Source organism: Treponema parvum (assembly GCF_017893965.1).
Classification (GTDB): domain Bacteria; phylum Spirochaetota; class Spirochaetia; order Treponematales; family Treponemataceae; genus Treponema_D; species Treponema_D parvum.
In genome coordinates this window covers 2,178,292-2,203,344 of record NZ_CP054142.1, presented here as the reverse complement: position 1 = coordinate 2,203,344, position 25,053 = coordinate 2,178,292, and the positions used below count along the sequence as shown (strand labels likewise).

Here is a 25,053-nt window from a genome sequence, read left to right as displayed (position 1 = left end):
CGTAAAAACTGCTTGCTCGCTGCCGCAGCGTATTTGATTTCATTTGCAAATAAAGGGTTCCTGCAAACTCATTTTATCCTTTTACAGGCTCCGCGTATCAACCTTGTCATTGAATTTTTATCATAATTATGCTAAATTTTGTGTAAGAGGTCTTCATGAAAACAATACGTCCTGTTTCTGATTTGCGCAATAATTTTACCGATATTTCGGAAATCATACATAAAACGCAGCAGCCGGTATTTCTTACAAAAAACGGTTATGCCGATATGGTTGTGATGAGTATGGAACTTTTTGAGGATATGCAATTTGAAAGTGAAATTTATTATAAATTACAAGAGGCTGAAAAGCAAGCCTCGTTGACAGGAAAACGGTTTTCCTCAAAAGAAGTACTGAAGGAACTGCGAAACGTAATCGTAAAATAATGTACAAAATTGAATATTTGCCGTGCGCTTTGGACGATTTAAAAGAAATAGCCGGTTATATTATGGACAAATTAGATAATCCCATTGCTGCTGAAAATTTAGTAAAAGAAATCGTTGAAAAAGTTGACTTACTTTCCGATTTTCCTTATTCAGCGCCGTGTTACATGCCTATAAAATCGCTGACGCACGAATATCGTAAACTGCTGGTTAAGAATTATTTTATATTTTACAAGGTCAATGAAACTGAAAAAACAGTGACTGTCGCCCGTATAATATACGCGCGAAGAAATATAGGGACTTTGTTGGAGAACACTTGAGCCGGCTCGGTCACTCATTTACTATGCATCTGCTGGAATCCGGCTACGATATACCTAATTTCCTCAAGTAAAAATCTAAGTCAAATGCGGTCTCTGACTTGACATACCGATTTGTGATATACTGTTCCATAAAAGAAAACTGTAAGAAAACTGCAAACTAGGAGCATTTTATGGAAAAGGCGAAGGTTTATTTTACCGATTTTAGAACAAAGGGCAGCGAAGACCTGCTTAAAAAACTTCAGCGGCTCATAAAAACTGCGGGAATAGGCAATATAGATTTTAGCGGAAAATTTACGGCGATAAAGATTCATTTCGGAGAGCCGGGGAATATTTCTTATCTTCGTCCCAATTACGCGAAGGCCGTTGCCGACTCGATCAAGGATTTGGGCGGCGTTCCTTTTTTAACGGACTGCAATACTCTTTATGTAGGACAGCGGAAAAACGCCATAGATCACTTGGAAGCCGCCTATTTGAACGGTTTTAGCCCTTTTTCGACCGGATGTCATGTGATCATTGCCGACGGACTTAAAGGAACCGACGAAGCCTACGTGCCGTTTCCCGAAGGCGAATACGTAAAAGAAGCCAAAGTGGGACGAGCCTTGATGGACGCCGACGTTCTTGTTTCGCTCACGCATTTTAAACTGCATGAACTTACAGGTATCGGAGGCGCAATTAAAAACATAGGAATGGGAGGCGGAAGCCGCGCCGGTAAGATGGAACAGCATAACGCCGGCAAACCTCTTGTAAACGAAGAACTTTGCATAGGCTGCGGGCAGTGCGCAAAAGGCTGCGCTCACGGAGCGATAACTTTTTTCGATTCCGCAGGAGTTGAAGGCAAGGCGGGACGGGGAATGGTAGCGCGCATAAACCATGTGCTTTGCGCCGGTTGCGGACGCTGCATAGGCAATTGCAATCAGGATGCGATATATCCTTCCGAGGATAATTCCATGGAAACGCTCAGCTGTAAAATGGCCGAATACGCGGCTGCGATCGTAAAGAACAGGCCTCAATTTCATATTTCGCTCATAGTCGACGTATCGCCGTACTGTGATTGCCACAGCCAAAATGACGCGCCCGTGATTGCGGACGTGGGAATGTTCGCTTCGTTCGACGCCGTTGCGCTTGACCAAGCCTGCTGCGACGCGATGCTGAGACAGCCGCCGCTTCCCAATACAGTAATGGACAATATAAAGATCATAAATCATGACGTCTCGCGCTCGTTTCATCCTACTACGGATTGGCGCGTCCAACTGCTCCATGCCGAAAAAATAGGCATGGGTACAAGAGAATACGATTTGATAAAAGTGTAAGACTTCGAATGGCCGCTCGGCGGTTTTATGCAGTTTTTACGCCATAGTCTTTGATAAGGCCAATGTGTCAAGAATTTTTTCCATGACGGTAAAACTTTCGGGTGTAAGACTTTCGATGGAATCGTACTCGGTGTGAAAGAGTTTCCAAGTGTCGGGGAGTTTGCTTCTTATTTCAAATTCCTTAAGCAAAACGGAATCTTCATAGTCTGCGGCAAAAGACTTTGGTTTTAAATCCTGAGCGGCTCCTATGTGACGGCGCAGAACGAAATTCTTTAATTCCTTCGATTTTAACAGGTTTTTCATATAGCTTACGGCTTCGTCTTCCGGCAGCATGGTGATCACAAGGGCGGGAATTTGGCATGCCAAAAAGGCTGCGTTGTCGCTGTACGAAATGGGCAGCGTAAGAAATTGCGGAGATACCGAGCGTATGAGCGCCTTTGTGCGATTTTCAAGGTCTGAAAACTGTCTTTTTAATGATTGAGGCGTTCCTTCAGGCAAATCGGTTTCGCCTAAAATCGGGACGGTTCCGCGTCCCGTACAGTCAAAAACGTATACGTCGTCATTTTTAAGTCCCAGTTTTTTTAAATGATTTACGAGAGCGTAAGATCCTATCTGCCTTACGCTTGCCGCCCGCTTTGAAAAAATCTCCTCGTCCGCTGCTTCCCTGAGGCTGCCATTTTTCGACGCATTCTGCCGCTCGGCGTTATTTTGAATTGCTTCAGCGGCCCCGATTTCATGTTCGGTTATTTTTTGGGAAAATTCTTCGCCGTCCGTAAAAAATATCCTTACGTTGTGGACGCCTCCCATTTTTGAAAGCCGCGCTGCAAGGTTCATAACGCTTATGACGGACGAAGAGTTGTCGTTTGCGCCGGGACTTCCGGGCGTTCTGTCGTAATGCGCTATTATCGTTTTTATGCGGAAGAGCGGGCTGTACGCCGTTGATGAAAAACTTACGTGAATGTGTCGTCTTTCGTCGATCGGGATTACGGAACTGTCTACGCCGCGCGATGCAAGGTATTCGCGGATAAAGGCGCAGCGATCGCAATCCATGGCTGTAAATTGCTTGTATGCGTTAAGAAAATCGGTAGAAAATTTTTCCATTTTGTAAATTTAAAATCATCACCGCCGAACTGCCGATTTGAAATTTCCGGTAATGATCGAACGACCTGATAAAGACAAATAAAAAGCCCGCCGCAGACGTTTTGCAGCAGGCTTTTTTTACATCAGAAATGTCCGCCGTCGTCGTGATTAAAACGCGGCTTGCGCGGTTTTTCTTCCGCAACGTTTACGCGTACGCGGCGCCCGTCAACTTCCTTGCCGTTGAGCGTTGCAATCGCAGCGTCTGCGGCGTTTTCATCGGCCATTTCAATAAAGCCGAAGCCCTTTGACTGCTGTGTGTTGCGGTCTTTGATAACAGTAGCGGAAACTACTTCTCCGTACTGAGCAAAAAGATTGCTCAGCGTGTCTTCTGTTGTTGCGTAATTCAGATTACCAACATAAATTTTTTTGGACATAATGTTCCTTTCGCCTTTGTCAGGCCCTCTCTTTTTTTTGCTGTATGCCAGCTGCAAATCATCGTTTTCTTAATACTGTAATCTGAATTAACCACACAACCGCAAGGAAATATAAGTTTTCAGCACCGTCTTAAAGAACACGGATCTAAAAAAAAAATACTATAACCGTAGTTTGCTGTCAAGAGGCCAACACGTTAATTGAAAATATCGAATTTTTATGATAATATTTTTTTGTTTGGCTGAATAAATCTGCGTTTAGCGTCGGAGGCGGTAAATGAACGTTGTTGTTATGGGCGCGCAATGGGGCGACGAAGGAAAGGGCAAGATAGTTGATTTTTTAGCGGAAAAGGCAAAATACGTCGTTCGCTATGCCGGCGGAGCGAATGCAGGGCATACCATAGTTGTGGACGGCAAAAAATATGCTTTGCACCAAATTCCTTCAGGAATTTTGCATCCTCAAAAATCGGTTTTTTTGGGTTCCGGCATGGTTATAGATCCGGAAGCTCTGTTTAAAGAACTGCAAATGCTAAGCGATAACGGCATAAAATGGGAAGGACGCGTGTTTATTTCCGACCGCGCTCATATAGTTCTTCCCTGTTACAGAAAGATGGATAAAGATCGCGACGCTGCGAGAAAACGTCCGATCGGTACAACCGGCCGCGGAATAGGGACGACATATTCGATGAAATCCGAACGCGACGGAATTCGCCTTGCGGATATGGATTGGGACGAAAGAATTGCCGATCTGGACAAGGACGACAGGGATTTCCTTGCGCCGTATACGGAAAGACTTCTTGCCATGCGGGTGGATATCGCCGCAAAGATGTGGGAATACCGTAATGAAAATATATTGTTCGAAGGCGCGCAGGGCGCAATGCTCGATCTTGACAGCGGTACTTACCCCTATGTTTCATCCGGAGCTTCGTGCGCTTCGGGCGCTTCAAGCGGCGCGGGCGTAGGCCCCAGAAGGCTTGACAGAATATTGGGCGTTTTTAAGGCTTATCAAACACGCGTAGGGAACGGCCCTATGCCGACGGAATTTAACGCGTCTACTGAGAGCGAGCTTTGCGAATTTATACGAAATACAGGAAATGAATTCGGCGTTACTACGGGGCGCCCGCGCCGCTGCGGTTATCTTGACCTTGTGGCTCTGCGCTATGCCTGCCATGTGAACTCAATAGATTCCCTTGTTTTGACGCATCTTGACATTTACGACTCGATGGATGAGATCGAAGCCTGTATCGCTTATGAAATTGACGGAAAAATAGTTACCGATTTTCCTGCAAGCATTCCCGCTTTAAACAAAGTGAAGCCCGTCCTTCAAAAATTCAAAGGCTGGAAAACTCCGCTCAGTTCGTCGTCTTCATACAAAAAAATGCCTAAAGAAGCGAAAGATTACGTGGAATTTATCGAATCGTTTACGGGAACGCCTGTGGGGATAGTTTCGGTAGGGGCGGAACGCAGCGCGACTTATTGTCGCATAGATCCTTGGGGAAATAAAATATAGGCTAGGCCTAGCTCTGACGGCATCTAAAAGAAGCGGCTTTGTTTCTGGCTCGGTGCCGCCATTTCAGCGGCCGCTGCGTCTCGTCAATCGGCGCACTATTGCGATCAGCATATTTCGGGCAACCGTCATATTGTTGCAGCCGATGCGTCGCGGTTTTATGTCGCTCGTTTTTCCTGAATATCCAATAAGTTTCCCATAGTCTTTCTGGCAAAAGAGAGCCGCTCTTTCCAGTCTGCTTCTCCCAGGTACCAGAATTCCGTAACATAACGCCGCACGCCCATTTCCCACGCGGTTTTTATGGCTGAAGGAAAGTCTACGATTCCTTGGCCGTACATCATGTCGCGGAATTTCCCGGGCACGGTTTCTTTAAGATGCAATCCCACTATGTGACCTTGCGCTTTCTTAAGGTCATCCAGTACGTCATTTCCGTAAGTTATCGCGGCGTTGTTTATATTTCCTATGTCGGGATAAACCGAAAGAAAGGCGCTGTTTATTTTATTCACGTAGTTCATCGCCTTTTCGGTTGTGTTCATAAAAGGAGTTTCCATTGTTTCGAACGCCAAAATTATTCCGCTGCGGCTGGCCATCTCGACGCATTTTTCAAGGTTGCGGCCGAATCGTAAAACCGTCTCTTCTGTGGAAGTTTCGTAATAAACGTCGTAGCCTGCAAGCATTATCACCCGCACGCCTATTTTCGCCGAAAATTCCAAGGATTTTTCCATGATCTCAAGGCTTTTTGCCTCGATCTTCGGATCGTTACTTCCCAAGGGATATTTCCTATGGGCGGAAAGGCACAGGGATCGTATGGGGAGCTCCGTTTCAAACTGGGCGTCTATTATCCGTCTAAGTTCCGTTTTCGTCATATCCAGCCGGGAAAGTTTTTCATCGGTTTCGTCTATGCTGACTTCCATAAAGTCGTATCTCGCGTCTTTTGCCGCGGTAAGTTTTTCTTTCCATGAAAGATCCGCAGGGACCGCTTTTTCATACATACCGAGCGCATACTTGTGTTTCATAGATGTTCCTCTTGTTTTTTTAGCGCCGCCTGACGGAGCTTTGTGTCCTGACCGAAAATGCCGTGAGCGGCGGTTTCGCTTCATTTGTCAGTTTTTATGATAAAATTATAGCTGTTGCCGTTATAATGTAAAGGGTTTATGAGAATTTTCTTTTAATCTTTTCATAAAACACACGCAAACCGACCGTAAAATGATAAATTCCATACGGTTTCGGCAGAAATTGAGCGGCTGGGGGCGCGGCATGAAAGTAAAATATTTTTTTTGGCTGTTTTTTTTAACTTCTCAATGTTTTACGCTCACAGGTGAAAATCCGCCCGCGTTAAAGCATAATCCGTGGTCGCTCATAATATACAGACCTGAAAATTCCGGCGGTATGAACGACGTGCGCTGCTGGCTTAGGCTGGAAGACGCCGAAACGGGAGAAGATGTTACGTACGTTAAAGCTAGAGCAAACTATGCTTGGATAAACCGCAGCAAGGGAGGCATACCTTACGAGAGAGCATATTATCTTTCAGGCGGAATGGCTATGCATCTTCTAATAAAGCCGGGAAAATATAAGATCGGTTTTTATACGCCGATTGACAGGCAGAATGACTTTTACGTTGAAAACAAAAAGCAGTGGGAATCAAACCTTTTTTATTATAATACGGAAAATCCTATAAAGGTCTTATTTGTGAGCCCTACTTCCGATGAAAACGGATTTTACAACGGCGGCTGGTTTATAGATTATAAAGCGCCGAAGTATTTTAAATTCACGAAGCCTAAACGAAATTAATCAAATCAAGAAAAACCGCACTTTATGAGTTTTTTGTCGAGAGCTTTTTATTGCCTGGCGCACAGTGTTTAAGTAAAAATCTTTTTTACTTCCGTCATAAATTTTTCGCCGCGGTCGAATTCGTTTACAAACATTCCGAAAGATGTCGCTCCCGGTGAAAACACGATGGGAATAAAACCGTATTTTTCATCGCTGTCGTGTCGGGCGCAAGGATCTTCAAGATCCGCTTTCAAAGTTTTAAGCAAATCCGAAAGGGAATCGAAGGGCCCCTTATATTTTGTGCCGTCCGGATAAAGCCGTTTTATGAGTTTGTCGGTGCCGCTTCCTGATAAAAGGTAAAGCGCTCTCACGGGAACGGCCGTTTTTTTCTTTTGCGACAGAACTTTTGAAAGAGCGGAAAAATCAAGATCCTTATCCGTTCCGCCTGCGATTAAAATAATCGGGCGATCGAACGATTGCGTCGCGGCGGCCGCAGCCTCCGGAACCGTAGCGCAGGAATCGTTGTAAAAGCGGTAAGTAAACTTTTGCCCCTCGTCTTTCCGGCCGCCCGCGCCTGAGGCGTTTCGCTTCCATTCATAAAAAAATTGCAGACGATGCGGAATTCCCGGCCAATCTTTGAGTATTTGAGCGGTGCGCTCGCTTGAAATTCCGAAAAGCCTTAGTACCAATGCCGCGTTAAGGACATTCGCTTTCATGTGCGGCCCGGGAACGGAAAGTTCTTTTAGAATGATCTCTTCGCTTACCGAACCGTTAAGCGGAAGTCTCGACTTTCCCGAAAAATTCTTGCCGTATCCTTCCTGCCACACTCCCAAAACGCCTTTAGGCAGAGGAGCTTTGCCGTAGCGCAAAACGGTTCCCTTTGTTTCCGATGCGAATAGATCGCCCCATGTTCCGCCCGTCTTGGGCGCCGCTTCCGGCTCGTCGGCGCCCGCGTCTATGACGGTAAAATCTTCGGACGTCTGATTTTCATAGATCAAACGCTTATCTGCAACATAGCTTTCCATACTGCCGTACCAGTTTTGGTGGTCGGGAACTATCTTTGTTATTATTGCGATTTCAGGTTTAAGAGTTCCCCGTCCGCGCAAATCAGCCAACTGCCAACTTGAAAGTTCCAATACGACGGGAGTTTTTTCCGATGTTTCGTCTAAAAATGTGAGAGGGCTGACGGTAATATTTCCTCCTAAAAAAGCATTAAAACCCGCCCTGCAAAGTCCGTAATGAATTGCGCTTGCCGTCGAAGATTTTCCCTTGCTTCCGGTAACGGCAATTACGGGAGCTTTTGAAAAATACAAAAATATGCTTATGTCGGTTTCAATCGCTCTTGCCGCCGCAAGAAATTTGTTTCCGACTATCTTTACGCCCGGATTTTTTATGACGCAGTCCGCCGATGAAAAATCTTCGATCCTGTGTTCGCCCAGCCGGTAAGTAAGATGCGATTTGTCTATCGACGGATCTTTTTCAAGGCGCTCGACGGAAGGCTTAAGCTCGTCTTCGGTTTTCATATCGGTTACGGTTACGAACGCGCCTTTTTGTAAAAAAAAGCGCACCGAAGCTTCTCCTCCTCCGTTAAGACCGAGCCCCATGACCGTAATGTGCTTACCTTTTATGTTTTTAAGCGTTTTAAAAACGCAGCCTTTCGGATATGAAAAAAAATTTTCAGACATAAAAACTCCGGGAAAAACCTGTTCCGTTGATCGGCTTTGACTATCTTGAAGTTTTCAAAGAGGCCTTTATTTTATACAGACGCAAAGCCTCTTGGATTAACAGTTCCGTAAGATCTTTAAACGGCAAGCCCGCAGCTTCGCACATTTTGGGAAACATGCTTATGCTTGTAAAGCCGGGGATGGAATTCACTTCATTTAAATAAAGTTTGTTTGTGTCTTTGTCAATAAAAAAGTCTATGCGGCTTAAACCCGAAAGATCAAGGGCCTTGTATGCGTTGACTGCGATTTTACGGATCTTTTCTATGTTTTCTTCTTTTAAATCCGCCGGAATAAGCAATGAGGCGCCCGATGGATCGTTGTATTTTGCGTCATAGTCGTAAAACTGATGAGAAGGCAGAATTTCTCCGGGCATGTAAGCCGTTACGGATTCAATGTCGTCTCCTTCCGGTGCGGTTACGGAATTTCCTGTAACGCTGCATTCGATTTCCCTTGCGTTTATTGCTTTTTCGATCAGTACCTTATTGTCCCAATTAAAGGCATCCATGAGCGCTACTGAAAGCTGCTTTTCATTTTCGGCCTTTGAAGCTCCGTCGGAAGATCCGGCGTTGCAGGGTTTTACAAAAAGCGGAAAACCGAATTCTTGTATTATTTGCTTTATGGTCGCGTCGTAACGATCAGAATTCATTAAATCCGAGCGCCTTAAGCATACAAAGGGTACGGTTTTTATTCCTGCCTGCTCAAGAATGAGTTTTGTCTTTTCTTTGTCCATCGTGACGGCGCTCGCCAACACTCCGCATCCGACATAGGGAATATCGGCCATTTCGAAAAGCCCTTGAACCGTTCCATCTTCTCCGAAAGTGCCGTGAAGCACGGGGAATACTACATCGATTTTTAAAGCTTTTCCGTTCACAAAAAACGCCTGTGTTTTTGCGCCCGGAACGACGCTTATCCGGTTGGAATCCTTTTCAGCTATGGAAAGTTTTGCGCTTTCATCGGCGCATATTCTTTTGTATTCGTTTTCGTCCTGCAAAAACCAAAGGCCGTCTTTGTTTATCCCGATAAGGATAATTTTGTGATTCGTTATGTTTCTTGCGACGGCGGCGGCGGAAACGAGAGACACTTCATGTTCTCCTGATCTTCCTCCGTATAAAACAGCTACGGTCATCGTACCTCCAATAAAACGGCGTCAGGTGTTAAAACCCATTTCCGAAAGCGCATTTATTGCTTCTTGAATTTCGTCATACGGCATGACGCGGTCTTTATAGATTATGGAATTTTCATGCGATTTTCCCAACAGCAAAACAATATCGCCCTCTTTTGCCATGGAAAAAGCCTGCCTGATAGCACGGGGTCTGTCAGGCGTAATGAACATATCCTTTCCCGGTATCTTGCCTTCCTCTTTCGCGCCTTCTGCGATCATCTGTAAAAGCTCAACCGGATCTTCGCCGCGAGGATCTTCGTCCGTTAAAATTATGACGTCCGAGAATTTTGCGGCGATTTTTCCCTGCAGGGGGCGTTTTTTTAAATCGCGTTCCCCGCCGCTTCCGAAAAGCGCGAATATTCTTTTTTCACAGCGTTTTCTTATGGGCGGAAAGACGGTTTCAAAGGATGAAGGAGTATGCGCATAGTCTACGATAACTTCAAAGGGCTGCCCCTTTTCTATTGTAGTCATTCTGCCCGTGATGGGAACGAGATCGCTCATTTTCGAACATATTTGTTCAAAGCCCAATCCCGTTAAACCGTTTACCGCAACTGCGGCCGCCATAAGGTTGTATGCGTTGAACGCGCCGGGGAGCCTTGTTTTTACGTGAATAATTTCACCTTCGCCTGAGAAGTTTTTACAGTCGATGTCAAACGACAGAGCGTTTCGCGCAGAAACGATGTTTTTTGCAGCGATGTAGGAAACGCCGGCCGGTATGGGCGGAAGGTTAAAATTGTTTTTTTTTGCGCCGGCTTTTCCTGCAAATCCCGCCGACGTAAAGCCGTAGACAGTCTGTTCTGTGGCGCTTATAAAGTATTTTGCGGAAGGGTCTTCCAAATTCACGATTCCGAATGCGGGAACCTGCGTCGTTTTGCCGTTTATTGTCTTTACGTGATCGTGTTCGTCTAGGCTTCTGAATAAATTTGCCTTGTCGAAGCGGTATTGCTCAAAGGTTTTGTGAAATTCCAAATGTTCGAGAGCGACGTTCATAAAAATACCGCAATCGAACAAAATATTTCCTGTACGGTTAAGCTTTTTTGAAAGTCCGTGCGAAGAAGATTCTATAACTGCGTATTCGCAGCCGTTTTCTACCATCTTGTACAAGGACTCTTGGATTATGGGCGCTTCGGGCGTAGTCTGGTGCTGAGGGTTGTTTACGGCTTCTTCTCCGAGTGAAAACTGTACGGTGGAAATAAATCCCGCTTTTTTTCCGCACAAGCGTAAAAGCTGCCATATGAATGCGACTGTGGAACTTTTTCCTTCGGTGCCCGTTACGCCTATTACAATGAGTTTTTTTGAAGGATGATCGTAAAAAGCGTCGGCTACGGGAGCCATTGCAAAACGGCTGTCGGGAACCTTACAAAAAACGGGAGCGTTCTTTGCTCCCCGTTTTGAAACGGCGTCTTCGATTTTAATTTGCAGATCTTTTTCAAAGTCGCCCTGAAATATTATGACGTTTGCGCCTTTTTCGACGGCCGCCGGAATAAATTCATTTCCGTTTACGTGAGTTCCGGGAAGCGCAAAAAAAAGAGAACCGGGCGCGACGTCGCGTGAATCGAAAAACAGGCCGTCGATCGTGACCGAAAGATCGGATTTGCACGGAGTGAACCCGTCGCTCTTTGTAAAACTGTTTTCAAACGCAGAGATTATATTTGATAATTTTTTTATCATTCAATGATTTTACTGCGAAACGCTTGCAATATACAAGGCGACAAAAAAATACTAAACTCTTTATATGTTTGAAATAAGAGTGGAAACGGACTTTGCGGCGGCACATTTTTTGTGCGATTACCACGGAAAGTGCGAAAATCTGCACGGACACAATTACAAGGTTTTTTCATACGTCCGCGGCGTAGAACTCGGTCAAGGCGGCATGCTTATAGATTTCAGCCTTCTTAAAAAAATTCTTAAGACGGTGATAGACAAACTTGATCATACTAATCTCAACGATATGGAAATTTTTTGCGGGAATCCGAGCGCCGAGCGAATTGCAAAATTTATTTTTGACTCGGTTCTCGTCGAAGCAAAGGCTTTAGGATGTGATTTGGACTACTTTAGCGGAAAAAAAGAACCGTTTTTGTATGCCGTCGATGTTTTTGAAACCGATAGGAACCGCGCCAGATATTGTCCTGATTTATAAAAAGCTCATTTATAAAACAGTTCGCTCTCAAAGCAGACGTTATGATCGGCTTTTCCCGCAACCGTAATCTTTTTTGCTTCGTCATCGAAATGTGCGAACATCGTAAGCGTCTGACCTCTTACGGCCTCTTTTGAATAATTTATTCTAAAATCCGTAAAATCTTTTTTCTGATATTCTTCCGGCAGACAATCTACGGTAAAAGCTCCGTATCGCGAATTGTTCGTATGCCCGTTGCTGTCTATGTCGGTAAAACAAATAGGGCGCCGGTTTAATTCCTGCATGTTTTCAGGCAAAATTATCTTTCCCGTCGGAATTCCCTCGTACGGCACAAGATAATTCGGGACAGGCGACCGGAGGTTAAAATCCTTAGTGCGTATTATTTTCCTTGTGTCGGGGTTTACCAAGAGCCATGTGCTGTGACCTGTGATCAGAACATCTTCCGCGTCCGACAGGATCTTATAACGGCGAACCAGCTGCAAGGGTTCGGGCGTTTCTTCCCACGTCACTATACGAATCCTCTCGTCCGATTGAGGTCTTTTAAAAAAACGAAAGGATTGCCTTGAAAGAAGAATTATAACTTGATTTTCCCAAAGCATTTTCCACGAAAACCCGCGCAGATTGTAATCTTCCGTTGCAGAGTCGGAGCACAGTTTTAAAAGTTCGTAAAGATTCAACTTATTGTCGGCGCTGCATTGGCTGAAATATATCTTAGCTTCTCTATTAAAAATCGGGATTTCGTTTCCGTTATTGTCTTTTACATAGTCAAACCATTCTTTAAATTCTTCCATTTCTTTCTCGCCGTATTTTTAAGGATTTTCAGAGATAACTTTACAATGCCGCTTGTAAAACCTCATATTCTCATAGGAATACCGCATTTTGCAAGTTCCTTTTTTATTTTCGGAACCGTATATTCTCCCGAATGGACCATAGTTGCAATAAGAGCGGCGGCGGCTTTTCCCTCTGTTAGAACTTCTTTAATGTGGTCTACGGCGCCGCCGCCGCCCGAAGCTATTACCGGAACTTCGACGCTTTCCGCAATCATCCGCGTGAGATTTACCTCGTAGCCGGCCTTTGTTCCGTCGGCATCTATGGAATTCAGAACTATTTCACCCGCTCCGAGCGAAACCGCTTTTTGCGCCCATTCGCGCGCGTCAAGTTCCGTTGCGATTCGTCCTCCGTTTATGTATATGCGGTAACCCGAAGGCATCGAGTCGTCTTTTGCGGCGTCCATGCCCAGCGCTATACATTGATTGCCGAAAACGCGGGCGCCTTCTTTTATAAGCGAAGGATTTTTTACCGCCTGTGAATTAAGGCTTACTTTTTCGGCCCCTGCAAGTATGGTGGAGCGAATATCGTCGATCGTGCCTATTCCGCCTCCTACGCAAAAAGGAATAAAAACCTGCGCGGCAACCTTTTCGATCAGTTTAAGGATCGGACCTCGTCCGTGTGCAGACGCCATTATGTCGTAAAAAACAAGTTCGTCTACTCCCTGCCGGTAATATTCCGCCGCCATTTCCACAGGATCGCCTATATCCTTATTGTTTTGGAATTTTATTCCTTTTGTGGTTCGTCCATCTTTTACGTCAAGGCATATGATTATGCGTTTTTTTAACATATTTTACCGCCTTCCAAATCGCATTCGCCGACTAAAAACCGATCTCCGCTGCGGCAAGACGGGCAATCTTTTTTTACGTAATTTTTAAGGATCGCTAATCCCTGCGCGCCTGATTTTTCAGGATGAAATTGGAATGCGGAAATATTACCGCTTTCAATGCATGCGGGAACCGGAAAACCGTAGTCCGATACGGCTTTTATGACGGATTTGTCTTCAGGCTGCATCACATATGAATGCACAAAGTAAAAGTCGCTTTTAGGAGGGATTCCTTCCAAAAGTTTTGAAGATCCGTTTACGGTGTCTATATCGTTCCAGCCCATGTGGGGAACTTTCAGATTTTCGCCTACATTTGCGTTTAATTCCTTCCGGACCGAAGCGAAATGCCGCACGGAACCTTTTACCAGTCCCAGACATTCGGTATTATCTTCTTCCGAATATTCAAATATTATCTGAGCGCCGAGGCAGATCCCCATGAGAAGCTTACCCGATTTAGCCCAGTCTTTAAGAAAGCGGTCAAAGCCCGTGATCCTAAGCTGCTCCATGGCATAAGAGGCGTTGCCCACCCCGGGAAAGATCAGCCTTTCGCAGTTTTCCAGCGCCGAGGGACTTTTTGAAAGGATGAACGGCGCATTTAACGCTGAAAGAGCCCTCTCCACGCTGCTGATATTTCCCGCATTGTAATCGACTATTCCTGTCATAATGATAAAATTTTAGCGAATGAACGGAACAAGGTCAACAACCCGCCGCAGCACAAACGCCCTTTTGCCGCATTCTTTGCACCGTTGCGTGCCCTGAGCTGCCTAGTCCGCGCCGCCTGTGGGACTTTGGAGATCATTGTTTTGTTATTAGGCGCTATTCATCGCTGTTCAACGCTTATTCAACACTATTCAGCGGCGGGGCTTATGCGCCGATAAATAAAGTATGAGTTTTTCAAAAGCACTGCCGATACTTTTACGCGTTATCACCGACAAAAATGTCATTATAATCGTGGTCTCCGTAATCCTGTATTTGAATTTTGTAAGTTATGTGCAGCATTATCATAAAAGACCGCCGCCGGTCAGAAGATCTTTAAAAAGAACCGTCCAAGCGGAAAAATCCGATTCCGCTGCTTCGGAAAACGAAGGCGGGAACGGGAATGCTGATCAGAACGGAAACGGCGACGGTTCCAATGATACAGGCGGGACGGATGCTTCTTCAGAAAATTCCGACCATTAAGGATAACCATGGCGGATGTGTGCGCGGGGCTCTTTGCCGTTCAATGAAATGATGCGTTTTTATTTTGCGGAGGATGAGGGTCATATCCGCGTGATTTTTTAAGTTTTAGGCTTAAAAAATCTTTGATTGTAGAAGTTTTTCAGTGTAAAACATAAAAAGTTACTGTTATATAAAACCTTTTCAGTTAAAAACTTAAAAACTTATTGAAAAATCAAACTTTTTCAGTTATAATCCGAAGCATGGGCGATAAAAAAAATTCGGAAGTTTTCAGAACTTTATTTATAGAAAATCTCAAACGATTTAAAGACGAGCAGCTCATAAAAATACTGTGCGGCATTCGTCGCAGCGGCAAATCTACCATTCTTAAAAGCTATAAAAAAGAATTGCTTTCTCTCGGCATAAAAAATCGGAATATTGCGGATCGGTTATATACTTCGATGGAATTTGAAAAAGGTTTCGATTCAGTAAAAATGCATGCCGAACTTAAAGAATTTATCTCAAAAGCGGATAAAAATCAAAAAGTTTATCTGCTTTTGGATGAAGTGCAGGAAATACAAGGCTGGGAAAAGTGCGTTAATTCGCTTTTTGAAAGCGAAAATGTCGATATATATGTTACGGGTTCCAATTCCAAACTGCTTTCGAGCGAAATTTCGACTTATCTTACCGGACGCTTCGTTCAGATTCCCGTTTACACGCTTTCTTTTGCGGAATTCATTGAGTTTAAAAAATTCTATTGTCCGGTAAAAACCGAACCGCCGTCAGAATCGTATTTCGAACAATACCTTCGATGCGGCGGATTTCCGTTTATCGCAAAAACAAATCACACGCAGGAAGAAAATTATCAAATCATCGACGGAATTTTTTCTACCGTCGTTACGCGGGATATATCCAAGCGACACAATATTTCCAATCTTGAAATGTTCAATCGCGTCGTCAGGTTCATTCTCGAAAATCTCGGCAAGAATTTCAGCGCAAAAACGATCTTCGACTTTTTTAAAAGCCAACACCGCTCAGTCGCTATCGAAACGATTTACAATTATCTTGCATGGCTGGAAGACGCTTTTATCATATACCGCTGCAACCGATATGCAATTCAGGGAAAAGAAGTCTTAAAAACGCAGGAAAAATATTACCTTTCCGATATCGGCTTTAAATACAGTCAACTCGGCTATGAGCCGAAAGCGATTGCATCTGTTTTGGAAAACATCGTATATCTTGAATTGCGACGCCGGGGGTTTACCGTTTACATCGGAAAGTACGGCAACAAGGAAATCGATTTTGTCGCCGTCAAACAGACGCAAAGGTTTTACGCACAGGTTTGCAGAACATTACCCGAAAATTCCGATCGCGAGACGGGCAATTTGAAAGCGATAAAAGACAACTATCCCAAATACGTTATTACCATGGATTCGTCCGTGTGCGGAACTGACGACGGCATACAAATCGTCCACATAAAAGATTTCCTGCTGCAAAAAGAATGGTAGGGTTAGCCGATTTAAACTGCATTGCGACCGTTTCGAACTTGACACTGTAAAGATTCCGCATTATAATCTAGACATTATAAAGATGAGAGGAGGGGTATCTATGTGTAAATCGAATCTGCCGTACCACCGCGAGGGGTTAAAAAATCTTCTAATCGAAAAAGGCATCGAAATCGTCAACACCGACGGCGTACAATCTTTTTCGCTGAGAAAAGCGGCGGCAGCTTGTAAAGTCAGTCACGCAGCTCCGTACAGTCATTTTCGCAACAAAGAGGAATTACTGAACGCGATGCAGCTGCACATCACCGAGCGTTTTTCGAAAACGCTTGAATCGGCTATCGGCGAAAATAAGGAGCCTCGCGAATTGTTAAAAAATTTGGGCATAGCCTATGTTTCTTTTTTTATTGACAATCCCGCCTATTTTCAATTTTTGTATTCCTCGTCCGATATAAAGGTCGATTTAACCTTATCTATACCGGATGAGAAAAATTACAAACCCTATATTCTGTATAAAAATAGCGTCCTTTCATTGTTCAAGAAAAATAAATATTCGAAAGAAAAAGAAAACGATATTTTAATAACGATATGGTCTTTTATACACGGACTTACGGCGTTGGCGACAATGAAAAATGTTCACTACGACAAAAATTGGAAAGAAAAAATTACCGATTTTATGGACTTGCTCGAGCCGTCATTTTTTAAGTAAGGGCGCATGGATTATTGCAGGAGACGATATGAACGGAATTTATTTCAGCGGAACGGGAAACACAAAATACTGTACGGAAGCGCTCGCAAAAGCGACCGGCGGCAGAGCTTGCAGCACGGAATCACGCGAAGCGCTTGAAGTTTTACGCGCGTCGGATGAAATCGCGCTCGGCTACCCGATTTATTTCAGCGACATCCCGCGTATCGTAAAAGCGTTCATTACGGAACACGCCGCTATGTTCCGCGGAAAACGCGTTTTTATTATCGCGACGATGGGGCTTTTCAGCGGAGACGGCGCGGGGCTTGCGGCCCGACTGCTTCGAAAATGCGGAGCTGCCGTTACGGGAGGCTTACACCTGCGTATGCCGGACTGTATTTCCGATGTAAAGCTCTTGAAAAAAACGCCGGAAGAAAACGGGGCGCTCATAGCTGCGGCACAAAAGAAGATTGTACAGGCAGCGGATGCCATAAAGCGGGGAACCTATCCGAAAGACGGCTTATCTTTTTTACATCGAATTGCAGGTTTGTTCGGACAGCGTCTGTGGTTTAAAATGCATGCGAAAAAATTGAGAGAACGGCTTAAAATCCGAACGGAACGCTGCATCGGCTGCGGCATATGCGCGGCAAACTGTCCTTCAAAATCATTATATATCGAAAACAATAAAGCCGTATTCCATCCCGGAAACTGCACGATATGCTACCGCTGCATAAACAACTGTTCGACAAAGGCGATCACGCTTATAGGCAGGGACGTATTCGAGCAGTGCCGCTTTGAAAATTATGCAACGCAATAACAGGAGGCAATATGAAAAAACTATTCGCCGTATTTTTCTGCGCGATGATTTTCAGCTCGTCGTATTCCCTGTATCCTCAAGCGACGGACGGCGAAGCGCTCTGTGACACGGAAATCGTCGTTACCGGTATAAAAGAAAATTCGGGAACGATTGTTATAAGCATCCATGATTCCTCTGAAAGTTTTCGTAAACACATTCCGTATCGAACCGCCGAACTGACAGCGGACGGAGAAAAAGCGGTATACCGCATACGGCTCAAAGCCGGCGATTATGCTTTTTGCGTTTACCACGACGTCAACGGCGACGGAAAATTAAACGCGAATGCGATCGGCATACCCAAAGAGCCGTTCGGCTTCAGCAACTACGACGGCAAGGGGCCGCCCGGCAACTTCAAAAAACACAAGGTCTTTATAGACGGCGCAGCGACGGTAAACATTCCTTTGATAAAAATGAATTAGCGTTTAAAATAATTTGACAGAATGCGTATAAAGTGTGTATACTATGCGGCATTATGACTGTTGTATATCCGGCGATTTTTACACAAACGGGTGATAAAAAAGACACATATCTGGTGAGCATTCCCGACTTGAATGGAGCAACGGAAGGCTACGGTCTTGCCGATGCCATCGGCATGGCCAAAGATTACATAGGTAACGCATTGTACAACAAAGCGGAGCTGCCTGCCGCCCGAACAATTAAAGATATCGATGTGCAAAACAGTGAATTTGCGCAAACGGGACCTTCCTTTGTATCCCTTATAGATGTTGATTTGGAAGCTTTTCGTAGGATGGAAAAAGGCCGAAATGTCCGCCGCAATATTACCCTTCCCGAATGGCTCGACGATATGGCAACGGCGGCAAAAATAAACGTTTCGGCAGTCGCACAATCCGCTCTCAAAGAAAAATTAGGCGTATCGCGCTGAAAAGTCGGCGACTTGATTTTGCCCCGACCTTTCAATTCAGCTCATTTGCGACAGCTTTATAAAGTTCGGCGTCGCAACTTGGCAATTGTAAGAGTCGCGCTTGCATAACCTTTACGTTGCGTACTTCGCTCGCTTGTTTTTGCGGATATGAGCGACGGCTATCTTATTTTTCCACGGCCAGCGGCAAGTATATATTTGCTTTTCTTGTTGCAGTTGTTTTATTATTTCCGCAACGTCGCCGTTTTCCCAAACGTTCATTTTGAATTCCGGCAGCGTCGTATAATTAAGTCTTTGCCCGATCAGAGCTTGCGCTTCTTCTTTTAGCAGTGACTTGCTGTAACGCCTCAGCAACCCGATCGTAAAATTCCTGTCCCATGCGTTTGTGTGATCATATGCCGAAGGCCAAGATTTTTTATTTCCGCTATTTTCCAGCGACTTACAGATGTCGCATCCGGAACAGGCGGCCTGTTCCGCTCCCAGTGCGTCGAGCAAGACTTGTCTTCTGCATGAACGGCTTTCCGCAAAATGAAGCAAGGCTCTTTCTCTGGAGTTTTCCGGAAAAGACGAAAACTTTTTATGATCGTCGTGATTCCATAACAGATACGACTCGGCAATCCCTCCATCGCGGGCGCCCCGTCCGCTTTCCTGTATAAAACTTTCGACGGTATGAGGAACGTCCATGTGTATGACGGTTCTTACGTTTTTTTTATCCACACCCATCCCGAATGCGCAGGTGCAGGAAAGTATCGCATTTTCTTTCGGGAAAAACCATTTTTCGACTTCCGCTTTTTCTTCACGTGAAAGTCCCGCATGATAGAATTTTACGATTTCGGGGGAATTATAAGAATTTTCAGTTTTTTTGCTTAACGCAGAAAAATATGTGCGCAGATTTCTCGCCGTGTTTTCCGCCCCTCGGCGGCTCCCACAGAATATGAGCATCGGACGCTTTTCAGTGAGCGCAAGGCGCAGAATTTCATTTTTTTTTGCATATGCGTAAATTACGTTGTAGTGAATATTCGGCCTGTCGCTTTCGCTTTGCACAAGGTGAGCTTCTCCTTCGAAAAGAATTTCCGACATGCGCTTAAATACTTCGGGCGAAGCCGTCGCCGTAAATGCTGTTATGAGCGGCACTTTTAATTTTTCAAGGATATTGCCTAAAGTAAGATAGGACGGACGGAAGCTGTCGCCCCATTCCGAAACACAGTGCGCTTCGTCAATCGCAGCGTGCGCTATGCCGCATTCGGAAAGTCGTTCGATAAGCGCTTCGTTTTGTAATACTTCAGGATTCGCAAGGATCACCTTTGCGCCGTCTGCGATCTTTTTAAAACATTCTTCTCTTTCTTCTTTGCTCTGGTTACCGCAAAATACGACATTTGAAATTCCGTTTTCATCCATGCGCCGCTTTTGATCCGACATAAGCGCAAGAAGCGGGTATATCACAAGGGTCGCTCCCGGCAAAAGAAGAGCGGGAATTAAAAAGCAAAGCGATTTTCCGGCGCCCGTAGGCAAAAGGACGATCTGTTTTCCTCTTTCCGCTTCGTCGGTGTCGTGCGCCGCAATATCCGGCGTTGAGGCGTTTGTCTTCGCTTCGGCCGCCGCTTCCATAATGTTTGAAATTACAAGCTGCTGCCACGGATATAAATAGTCTATGTGAAAAACCTTTTGCGCCGTAATGAGAGCCGGATTGTCGGTATAAAGGTCTTCGGATTTTGCTTTTTGTATATTTTCCATATATCCGTTAATTGATGTTAAAGTAAAAACACTGCAATAAATAATGTCGGGCAGGGCGCTGCCGGAACTGTACGAGGTGCGGAAAATGTCTTATAGTAATGATCATAGCCCTCAAAACTTTTTTATAAAACCGGGGAATATTAAAGAGGATTGTAAAATGCCTGAAAAAAAAACGGAAGCGTCGCTTGCTTTTTCACGCACCCGCGCAGATCATGCGGTTGAAATTCTGGAAGATTACACTGAAGTCATTGCAAAAATAATTAAAAATAACGGCTCATGCCGAGTCATGGATCTTGCGCGGCATTTCGGGGTGAGTCATGTTTCCGTGATTCAGGTTTTACAGCGGTTAAAATCCAACGGTTTTATATTGAACGAACCTCACAAGCCGATAATCCTTACCGAAAAAGGACGCGTTTTTGCGAATGAATGCGCAAAGCGGCATAGCATAGTGTATAACTTTTTGCTGAAGATCGGCGTAAGCGAAAAGACGGCCGTCATGGATTCGGAAGGTTTGGAACATCACATAAGCCCTGAAACGCTTGAATGTATGAAAAATTTTCTTTCGGAACATTGAAGCCGAGCCGTTTATATGAGTCGACTGCGAGTTTGCAAAGCAAATTCGTTGAGGTCAACTTGCCGACCGACGCTTTTCAGGGTTCCGCTCTGGTATTTTCAAAACTCGATATTCGACCTATGATTTTATCCCGGAAATTTTACGGATAGTTCTTGACATAATAATGTAGTCTGTGCTACATTTGTGTCGAGGATATGTAGTCTTTACTACATATCACAGGGCGCATTGCTGCGGGGTTCCCGCTCATGGCGTCTTAAACTGTGCGCAAAGAGCGCACTAATTGCACTCGGTCGAAAATCGAAATTTTCTCCCTCGTGCAATTTTAAGGAGTGTTTAAATTGAACGTCTGAAATATCGCCGTTCAATTTAATTTCGAGTTTGCCTTTAGGCAAACGTCGTTTATTAACTGTGCGCAAAGAGCGCACGAAAACGGCATTCTCGGAAATCGAAATTTCCTCGCACGCCGTTTTTATAGGAGTGGTTAAATGAAAAAATATATCAGATCTGTTGCTGCAGTCGCTTTGGTCGCCGTTTCGGCCGTTACGACGGGATGCTCAAAAAAAAGCGCGGAGACGGCGAGTGCGCAGGTTTCGGTGCGCCCCAAACGGGTGGTAACTACGTTTACGATTCTTCAGGACATGGCGCAGAATATCGGAGGAGATAAGATTCTCGTAGAATCCATCACCAAGCCGGGAGCTGAAATACACGAGTATGAACCGACTCCGCTCGATATCGTAAAAGCGCAGTCTGCGGATCTTGTATTGAGGAACGGCTTTGGACTTGAGCGCTGGTTTGAAAAATTCATGGGAAGCGTAAAAAACGTGCCGAGCGTAAATTTGAGCGACGGAATAGAACCTCTGGGAATCGGAGAGGGACCGTATGACGGTATGCCTAATCCGCATTCATGGATGTCTCCTAAAAACGCTCTTATATATGTAGAAAATATTCGAAAAGCGTTTACGGACTTGGATCCGGCTAACGCAAAAACATACGACGCCAACGCTGCGTCTTATAGCGAAAACATCAAAAAAGTCGACGTCTTTATGGCTGAAAAACTTTTGGAAATACCTGCCGAACAAAGATGGCTGGTAACATGCGAAGGCGCCTTTTCGTATCTTATTCGCGACTACGATATGAAGGAATTGTATTTATGGCCTGTGAATGCCGACGAAGAGGGAAGTCCCCGGCAAATTCAAAAAGTTGTGGACACTATACGAAAGAATAAGATCCCCGTCGCTTTTTCCGAAAGCACTATCAGCAATAAACCGCAGCTTCAGGTCTGCAAAGAGACCGGCGCTTATTACGGAGGCGTTTTGTATGTTGATTCTTTAACCTATGAGGACGGAGACGCTCCGACGTATTTGAAAATGCTTGAATACAATGCAAATACTATCGTAAAAGGTTTTGAAGGGAACCTCTAAAAACTGCAATTTTTAGAGGTAACTTTAAAAATGCGAGGACAGCTTGTAAAAAGTTGTTACGCAACACGGTGAGGTAAAATTATGGATCCGAGTTTGAACTTTCCCGTTGAGATTGAAGTAAGCGACGTAAGCGCAGCGTATAATAACGGACATGTAGCGCTTTATAATGCGTCATTTAAATTGAGCGCCGGAACAATTACGGCTCTTGTCGGCGTTAACGGCAGCGGCAAATCCACGTTATTTAAAACTATTATGGGCTTTATCAAACCCGTAAAAGGTTTCGTAAAGATTTGCGGAATGCCCGTGAACACGGCGCACAAACAAAACCTTATAGCATATGTTCCGCAGTCGGAAGAAGTGGATTGGTCGTTTCCCGTAAGCGTATGGGATGTCGTAATGATGGGGCGATACGGCCGTATGAATCTTTTTCGTATTCCCGGTAAACGCGATAAAGAAATTGTCGCTCACAGCCTTGAGCGTGTACAAATGCAGGATTTTAAAGATCGACAGATAGGAGAGCTTTCAGGCGGCCAAAAAAAACGGATCTTTCTTGCGAGAGCCTTGGCGCAACAGGGAAAAATCATCCTTCTTGACGAACCGTTTACGGGAGTCGATCTGAAAACGGAGACGGCGATAATAGAGCTCCTTCGGGAACTTAGAGACGACGGCCATCTGATCTTGGTTTCTACGCATGACTTAGGTTCCGTTCCCGAATTCTGCGACCATGTAGTGATTATAAACAGGACGGTTCTTGCATCCGGTCCCACCGAAACGACGTTTACGGCCGATAACCTTATCGAAGCGTTCGGAGGCGCCCTTAGAAGCGTCAGGTTCGATCACACGGACGATCCCAAAGAAAGCCGGCACGAATTTAGAATTCTTACGGATGACGAAGGAGCTCTGATTCTTAAAAACGGAGGCGATCCGGACTTGAGCGGTATAAGAAACACTGATGTTCTTCAAAGGACGAATGATAAATGAGCATAAATTTACTGATTCCTTTTCAATACGAATACATGATAAAGGCGATTTTGGTAAGCGGCGCAATAGGCGGAGCGTGCGCTTTGCTTTCATGCTTTGTTGTCCTAAAAGGTTGGTCGCTGCTCGGAGACGCCCTTTCACATGCGGTAGTCCCCGGTGTCGCAGCCGCCTACATAATAGGAATACCATTTTCGATCGGAGCTTTTATAAGCGGAATGCTTGCCGCATTTGCGATGGATTTTGTAAAAAAAAGAACGAGGATACGCGAAGATGCCGTAATAGGAATAGTATATACGACTTTTTTTGCTGCGGGGGTTTTACTTATATCGCTTTTTCCAAGCAACATAAGCCTAAATACGATCATCATGGGAAACATCCTCGGAATTGCAGACAAAGATATTATTCAGACCCTTATCATTGCGGGAATAAGCCTTTCCGTAATATTGCTCATATGGAAAGACCTCAGATTGTTCTCTTTTGACGCCGCTCATGCCCGTGCGATAGGGCTTAACGTTAATGCGCTGCATTTGCTGCTTCTCACGCTGCTTGCCGCTACGGCGATCGCAGCCTTAGAGACCGTAGGAAGTATTCTTGTGGTGGCAATGCTTGTAACGCCGGGAGCCGTCGCATATCTTTTAACCGATCGATTTTCTACGATGATGAAGCTTTCCGTATTTATAGGCGTCGTTACGTCTTCTTTAGGCGCTTATATAAGCTATTTTTTAAACGGTTCCGCCGGAGGCTGTATCGTGACTTTGCAGTTTTTTGTGTTTACTGCAATTCTTTTTTTTGCTCCGCGGCACGGAATAATAGCGGCGAGAATGCGTGCGATAAAATCCGTAAAAAATTTTTTTACCGAACGGCACGGCAACGGGAGGAAAGACCCATGTTTTTAGCAAAAATTATTGAACCGCTTGTGTACGGATTTATGATTAAAGCTTTGCTCATGGCGGCTCTGATCGGAGCTGTATGCGCCCTTATCTCCTGTTATCTGATTTTAAAAGGCTGGTCGCTTATGGGAGACGCAATTTCACATGCTGTGCTGCCGGGGATTGTCATAGCTTATCTTGCTCACATTCCGCTCGGAGCCGGCGCCTTTTTTGCAGGGCTGCTTAACGCTTTACTGACGGGTTGGATAAAAGACCACAGCCGAATTCACGAAGATTCCGTTATGGGAACGGTGTTTACCGGTATGATGGCGACAGGGCTGATCCTTGTCACAAAGGTTCGCACAAACGTACATCTTATGCATATACTCTTCGGAAGCCTTTTGGGGATCGAAACTCACGATATGGTACAAGCTGTGATATGTGCGGGAATAACTCTTGTCGTAGTGACGGCCAAGCGCAAAGATATTCTTCTTTATCTGTTTGATAAGAACTACGCAAAGGCCGTAGGTTTAAACGTAAAGGGCATTCACTATCTTTTTCTTTCGCTTACGGCTCTTACGATAGTAGCTTCCTTGCAGGCTGCAGGAATTTTGCTTACGGTCGCCATGCTCATTACGCCCGGCTGCATTGCGTATCTCCTTACCGATAAACTTGACCGAATGCTTTTTATTTCGTCTTGTTCGGCAATGCTCAGCGCCCTAATAGGCACATACGTAAGCTATTATTTAAACGGCGCGACGGGGGCCTGTATCATTCTTGTACAAACGCTTTTTTTTGTTTTTGCAATGATCGCCGCTCCCAAATACGGGATTGTTGTGCGCCGAAAAGCTTTTTTAAACTCGCTCCGCACTCCGAGTTGAA

Annotated in this window: 27 protein-coding genes; 17 read left to right on the top strand and 10 right to left on the bottom strand. The window is 44.9% G+C overall.

Features of this window, described 5'->3' with window-relative positions; translation table 11 throughout:
* Positions 1-155 precede the first annotated feature (155 nt).
* The 3 genes from HRQ91_RS09725 to HRQ91_RS09715 all read left to right on the top strand — a co-directional run bounded on the left by HRQ91_RS09725 (position 156) and on the right by HRQ91_RS09715 (position 2,049).
* Positions 156-422 carry a type II toxin-antitoxin system Phd/YefM family antitoxin gene (locus HRQ91_RS09725; RefSeq protein WP_210119363.1) on the top strand — a complete coding sequence of 89 codons (267 nt, stop codon included), beginning with the start codon at positions 156-158 and terminating at the stop codon, positions 420-422.
* Complete coding sequence (locus HRQ91_RS09720; protein WP_210119362.1) at positions 422-739, top strand: type II toxin-antitoxin system RelE/ParE family toxin; 318 nt, start codon at positions 422-424, stop codon at positions 737-739. Before HRQ91_RS09725 ends, HRQ91_RS09720 begins: the two co-directional genes overlap by 1 nt.
* 170 nt (positions 740-909) lie before the next feature.
* Entirely contained in the window at positions 910-2,049 is a 1,140-nt protein-coding gene (locus tag HRQ91_RS09715) for a DUF362 domain-containing protein (protein ID WP_210119361.1), read from the top strand.
* A 36-nt stretch (positions 2,050-2,085) separates the two neighbouring features.
* Here HRQ91_RS09715 and HRQ91_RS09710 read toward each other — a convergent pair whose 3' ends face one another.
* Together HRQ91_RS09710 and HRQ91_RS09705 are read right to left on the bottom strand one after the other, a co-directional pair.
* Positions 2,086-3,150, bottom strand: coding sequence for a M28 family peptidase (locus HRQ91_RS09710; RefSeq protein WP_210119360.1), 1,065 nt, complete (start codon positions 3,148-3,150; stop codon positions 2,086-2,088).
* 122 nt (positions 3,151-3,272) lie between these two features.
* Entirely contained in the window at positions 3,273-3,563 is a 291-nt protein-coding gene (locus HRQ91_RS09705) for an RNA-binding regulator (RefSeq protein WP_210119359.1), read from the bottom strand.
* Positions 3,564-3,837: 274 nt separating this feature from the next.
* On the opposite strand from HRQ91_RS09705, the gene purA reads away from it, so the two are divergent.
* Entirely contained in the window at positions 3,838-5,070 is a 1,233-nt protein-coding gene (gene purA / locus HRQ91_RS09700) for an adenylosuccinate synthase (protein ID WP_210119358.1), read from the top strand.
* A gap of 155 nt (positions 5,071-5,225) precedes the next feature.
* Here purA and HRQ91_RS09695 read toward each other — a convergent pair whose 3' ends face one another.
* The gene (locus tag HRQ91_RS09695) at positions 5,226-6,083 is read right to left on the bottom strand and encodes an L-ribulose-5-phosphate 3-epimerase (RefSeq protein ID WP_210119357.1); all 858 of its coding nucleotides are present in this window, start codon (positions 6,081-6,083) and stop codon (positions 5,226-5,228) included.
* 241 nt (positions 6,084-6,324) lie between these two features.
* Here HRQ91_RS09695 and HRQ91_RS09690 point away from each other — a divergent pair, with 241 nt between their 5' ends.
* Positions 6,325-6,858, top strand: coding sequence for a hypothetical protein (locus tag HRQ91_RS09690; protein WP_210119356.1), 534 nt, complete (start codon positions 6,325-6,327; stop codon positions 6,856-6,858).
* A 68-nt stretch (positions 6,859-6,926) separates the two neighbouring features.
* Here HRQ91_RS09690 and murD read toward each other — a convergent pair whose 3' ends face one another.
* The 3 genes from murD to HRQ91_RS09675 are packed head-to-tail and all read right to left on the bottom strand — an operon-like array spanning position 6,927 to position 11,394.
* Positions 6,927-8,522 carry a UDP-N-acetylmuramoyl-L-alanine--D-glutamate ligase gene (gene murD, locus HRQ91_RS09685; RefSeq protein WP_210119355.1) on the bottom strand — a complete coding sequence of 532 codons (1,596 nt, stop codon included), beginning with the start codon at positions 8,520-8,522 and terminating at the stop codon, positions 6,927-6,929.
* A gap of 40 nt (positions 8,523-8,562) precedes the next feature.
* A complete protein-coding gene (locus HRQ91_RS09680; protein ID WP_210119354.1) occupies positions 8,563-9,687 on the bottom strand; it encodes a D-alanine--D-alanine ligase family protein in 1,125 nt (374 codons plus the stop codon).
* Positions 9,688-9,708: 21 nt separating this feature from the next.
* Positions 9,709-11,394 (bottom strand): UDP-N-acetylmuramoyl-L-alanyl-D-glutamate--2,6-diaminopimelate ligase, encoded by a 1,686-nt coding sequence (locus HRQ91_RS09675; RefSeq protein ID WP_210119353.1) that lies wholly within the window; start codon positions 11,392-11,394, stop codon positions 9,709-9,711.
* Between the two features lie 64 nt (positions 11,395-11,458).
* Here HRQ91_RS09675 and queD point away from each other — a divergent pair, with 64 nt between their 5' ends.
* The gene (gene queD / locus HRQ91_RS09670; RefSeq protein WP_210119352.1) at positions 11,459-11,863 is read left to right on the top strand and encodes a 6-carboxytetrahydropterin synthase QueD; all 405 of its coding nucleotides are present in this window, start codon (positions 11,459-11,461) and stop codon (positions 11,861-11,863) included.
* Positions 11,864-11,868: 5 nt separating this feature from the next.
* Here queD and HRQ91_RS09665 read toward each other — a convergent pair whose 3' ends face one another.
* The 3 genes from HRQ91_RS09665 to hisH form a co-directional block, all read right to left on the bottom strand.
* A complete protein-coding gene (locus tag HRQ91_RS09665) occupies positions 11,869-12,651 on the bottom strand; it encodes an acyl-[acyl-carrier-protein] thioesterase (protein WP_210119351.1) in 783 nt (260 codons plus the stop codon).
* A 62-nt stretch (positions 12,652-12,713) separates the two neighbouring features.
* A complete protein-coding gene (gene hisF / locus HRQ91_RS09660) occupies positions 12,714-13,478 on the bottom strand; it encodes an imidazole glycerol phosphate synthase subunit HisF (protein WP_210119350.1) in 765 nt (254 codons plus the stop codon).
* A complete protein-coding gene (gene hisH / locus HRQ91_RS09655) occupies positions 13,472-14,176 on the bottom strand; it encodes an imidazole glycerol phosphate synthase subunit HisH (RefSeq protein WP_210119349.1) in 705 nt (234 codons plus the stop codon). The genes hisF and hisH overlap by 7 nt, the downstream gene beginning before the upstream one ends.
* A gap of 223 nt (positions 14,177-14,399) precedes the next feature.
* Between hisH and HRQ91_RS09650 the strand changes: the two genes are divergently transcribed.
* The 6 genes from HRQ91_RS09650 (at position 14,400) to HRQ91_RS09625 (ending at position 18,595) form a co-directional block, all read left to right on the top strand.
* Entirely contained in the window at positions 14,400-14,693 is a 294-nt protein-coding gene (locus HRQ91_RS09650) for a hypothetical protein (protein WP_210119348.1), read from the top strand.
* Between the two features lie 239 nt (positions 14,694-14,932).
* Positions 14,933-16,177: an ATP-binding protein gene (locus HRQ91_RS09645; protein WP_210119347.1), complete on the top strand. Its 1,245-nt coding sequence runs from the start codon at positions 14,933-14,935 to the stop codon at positions 16,175-16,177.
* Positions 16,178-16,277: 100 nt separating this feature from the next.
* Positions 16,278-16,880, top strand: a complete 603-nt coding sequence (locus HRQ91_RS09640; protein ID WP_210119346.1) for a TetR/AcrR family transcriptional regulator — start codon at positions 16,278-16,280, stop codon at positions 16,878-16,880.
* 28 nt (positions 16,881-16,908) lie between these two features.
* Positions 16,909-17,673 (top strand): EFR1 family ferrodoxin, encoded by a 765-nt coding sequence (locus HRQ91_RS09635; RefSeq protein ID WP_210119345.1) that lies wholly within the window; start codon positions 16,909-16,911, stop codon positions 17,671-17,673.
* Positions 17,674-17,684: 11 nt separating this feature from the next.
* Positions 17,685-18,131 (top strand): DUF2141 domain-containing protein, encoded by a 447-nt coding sequence (locus HRQ91_RS09630; protein WP_210119344.1) that lies wholly within the window; start codon positions 17,685-17,687, stop codon positions 18,129-18,131.
* Between the two features lie 53 nt (positions 18,132-18,184).
* Positions 18,185-18,595 (top strand): type II toxin-antitoxin system HicB family antitoxin, encoded by a 411-nt coding sequence (locus HRQ91_RS09625; protein ID WP_210119343.1) that lies wholly within the window; start codon positions 18,185-18,187, stop codon positions 18,593-18,595.
* A 111-nt stretch (positions 18,596-18,706) separates the two neighbouring features.
* On the opposite strand, the gene HRQ91_RS09620 is transcribed toward HRQ91_RS09625, so the two are convergent.
* Positions 18,707-20,326 (bottom strand): RecQ family ATP-dependent DNA helicase, encoded by a 1,620-nt coding sequence (locus tag HRQ91_RS09620; protein ID WP_210119342.1) that lies wholly within the window; start codon positions 20,324-20,326, stop codon positions 18,707-18,709.
* Positions 20,327-20,483: 157 nt separating this feature from the next.
* Between HRQ91_RS09620 and mntR the strand changes: the two genes are divergently transcribed.
* The 5 genes from mntR to HRQ91_RS09595 all read left to right on the top strand — a co-directional run bounded on the left by mntR (position 20,484) and on the right by HRQ91_RS09595 (position 25,052).
* Positions 20,484-20,900, top strand: coding sequence for a manganese-binding transcriptional regulator MntR (mntR, locus tag HRQ91_RS09615; RefSeq protein ID WP_210119341.1), 417 nt, complete (start codon positions 20,484-20,486; stop codon positions 20,898-20,900).
* Between the two features lie 485 nt (positions 20,901-21,385).
* A complete protein-coding gene (locus HRQ91_RS09610) occupies positions 21,386-22,321 on the top strand; it encodes a metal ABC transporter substrate-binding protein (RefSeq protein WP_210119340.1) in 936 nt (311 codons plus the stop codon).
* A gap of 81 nt (positions 22,322-22,402) precedes the next feature.
* Positions 22,403-23,302 carry a manganese/iron ABC transporter ATP-binding protein gene (locus HRQ91_RS09605; protein ID WP_210119339.1) on the top strand — a complete coding sequence of 300 codons (900 nt, stop codon included), beginning with the start codon at positions 22,403-22,405 and terminating at the stop codon, positions 23,300-23,302.
* Complete coding sequence (locus HRQ91_RS09600; RefSeq protein ID WP_210119338.1) at positions 23,299-24,198, top strand: metal ABC transporter permease; 900 nt, start codon at positions 23,299-23,301, stop codon at positions 24,196-24,198. The genes HRQ91_RS09605 and HRQ91_RS09600 overlap by 4 nt, the downstream gene beginning before the upstream one ends.
* The gene (locus tag HRQ91_RS09595; RefSeq protein WP_210119337.1) at positions 24,189-25,052 is read left to right on the top strand and encodes a metal ABC transporter permease; all 864 of its coding nucleotides are present in this window, start codon (positions 24,189-24,191) and stop codon (positions 25,050-25,052) included. Before HRQ91_RS09600 ends, HRQ91_RS09595 begins: the two co-directional genes overlap by 10 nt.
* Position 25,053: the final 1 nt, after the last annotated feature.

Coding starts and splice junctions, on each gene's coding strand:
- HRQ91_RS09725 (WP_210119363.1), top strand. CDS start 156: ATGAAAACAATACGTCCTGTTTCTGATTTGCGCAATAATTTTACCGAT.
- HRQ91_RS09720 (WP_210119362.1), top strand. CDS start 422: ATGTACAAAATTGAATATTTGCCGTGCGCTTTGGACGATTTAAAAGAA.
- HRQ91_RS09715 (WP_210119361.1), top strand. CDS start 910: ATGGAAAAGGCGAAGGTTTATTTTACCGATTTTAGAACAAAGGGCAGC.
- HRQ91_RS09710 (WP_210119360.1), bottom strand. CDS start 3,150: ATGGAAAAATTTTCTACCGATTTTCTTAACGCATACAAGCAATTTACA.
- HRQ91_RS09705 (WP_210119359.1), bottom strand. CDS start 3,563: ATGTCCAAAAAAATTTATGTTGGTAATCTGAATTACGCAACAACAGAA.
- purA (WP_210119358.1), top strand. CDS start 3,838: ATGAACGTTGTTGTTATGGGCGCGCAATGGGGCGACGAAGGAAAGGGC.
- HRQ91_RS09695 (WP_210119357.1), bottom strand. CDS start 6,083: ATGAAACACAAGTATGCGCTCGGTATGTATGAAAAAGCGGTCCCTGCG.
- HRQ91_RS09690 (WP_210119356.1), top strand. CDS start 6,325: ATGAAAGTAAAATATTTTTTTTGGCTGTTTTTTTTAACTTCTCAATGT.
- murD (WP_210119355.1), bottom strand. CDS start 8,522: ATGTCTGAAAATTTTTTTTCATATCCGAAAGGCTGCGTTTTTAAAACG.
- HRQ91_RS09680 (WP_210119354.1), bottom strand. CDS start 9,687: ATGACCGTAGCTGTTTTATACGGAGGAAGATCAGGAGAACATGAAGTG.
- HRQ91_RS09675 (WP_210119353.1), bottom strand. CDS start 11,394: ATGATAAAAAAATTATCAAATATAATCTCTGCGTTTGAAAACAGTTTT.
- queD (WP_210119352.1), top strand. CDS start 11,459: ATGTTTGAAATAAGAGTGGAAACGGACTTTGCGGCGGCACATTTTTTG.
- HRQ91_RS09665 (WP_210119351.1), bottom strand. CDS start 12,651: ATGGAAGAATTTAAAGAATGGTTTGACTATGTAAAAGACAATAACGGA.
- hisF (WP_210119350.1), bottom strand. CDS start 13,478: ATGTTAAAAAAACGCATAATCATATGCCTTGACGTAAAAGATGGACGA.
- hisH (WP_210119349.1), bottom strand. CDS start 14,176: ATGACAGGAATAGTCGATTACAATGCGGGAAATATCAGCAGCGTGGAG.
- HRQ91_RS09650 (WP_210119348.1), top strand. CDS start 14,400: ATGAGTTTTTCAAAAGCACTGCCGATACTTTTACGCGTTATCACCGAC.
- HRQ91_RS09645 (WP_210119347.1), top strand. CDS start 14,933: ATGGGCGATAAAAAAAATTCGGAAGTTTTCAGAACTTTATTTATAGAA.
- HRQ91_RS09640 (WP_210119346.1), top strand. CDS start 16,278: ATGTGTAAATCGAATCTGCCGTACCACCGCGAGGGGTTAAAAAATCTT.
- HRQ91_RS09635 (WP_210119345.1), top strand. CDS start 16,909: ATGAACGGAATTTATTTCAGCGGAACGGGAAACACAAAATACTGTACG.
- HRQ91_RS09630 (WP_210119344.1), top strand. CDS start 17,685: ATGAAAAAACTATTCGCCGTATTTTTCTGCGCGATGATTTTCAGCTCG.
- HRQ91_RS09625 (WP_210119343.1), top strand. CDS start 18,185: ATGACTGTTGTATATCCGGCGATTTTTACACAAACGGGTGATAAAAAA.
- HRQ91_RS09620 (WP_210119342.1), bottom strand. CDS start 20,326: ATGGAAAATATACAAAAAGCAAAATCCGAAGACCTTTATACCGACAAT.
- mntR (WP_210119341.1), top strand. CDS start 20,484: ATGCCTGAAAAAAAAACGGAAGCGTCGCTTGCTTTTTCACGCACCCGC.
- HRQ91_RS09610 (WP_210119340.1), top strand. CDS start 21,386: ATGAAAAAATATATCAGATCTGTTGCTGCAGTCGCTTTGGTCGCCGTT.
- HRQ91_RS09605 (WP_210119339.1), top strand. CDS start 22,403: ATGGATCCGAGTTTGAACTTTCCCGTTGAGATTGAAGTAAGCGACGTA.
- HRQ91_RS09600 (WP_210119338.1), top strand. CDS start 23,299: ATGAGCATAAATTTACTGATTCCTTTTCAATACGAATACATGATAAAG.
- HRQ91_RS09595 (WP_210119337.1), top strand. CDS start 24,189: ATGTTTTTAGCAAAAATTATTGAACCGCTTGTGTACGGATTTATGATT.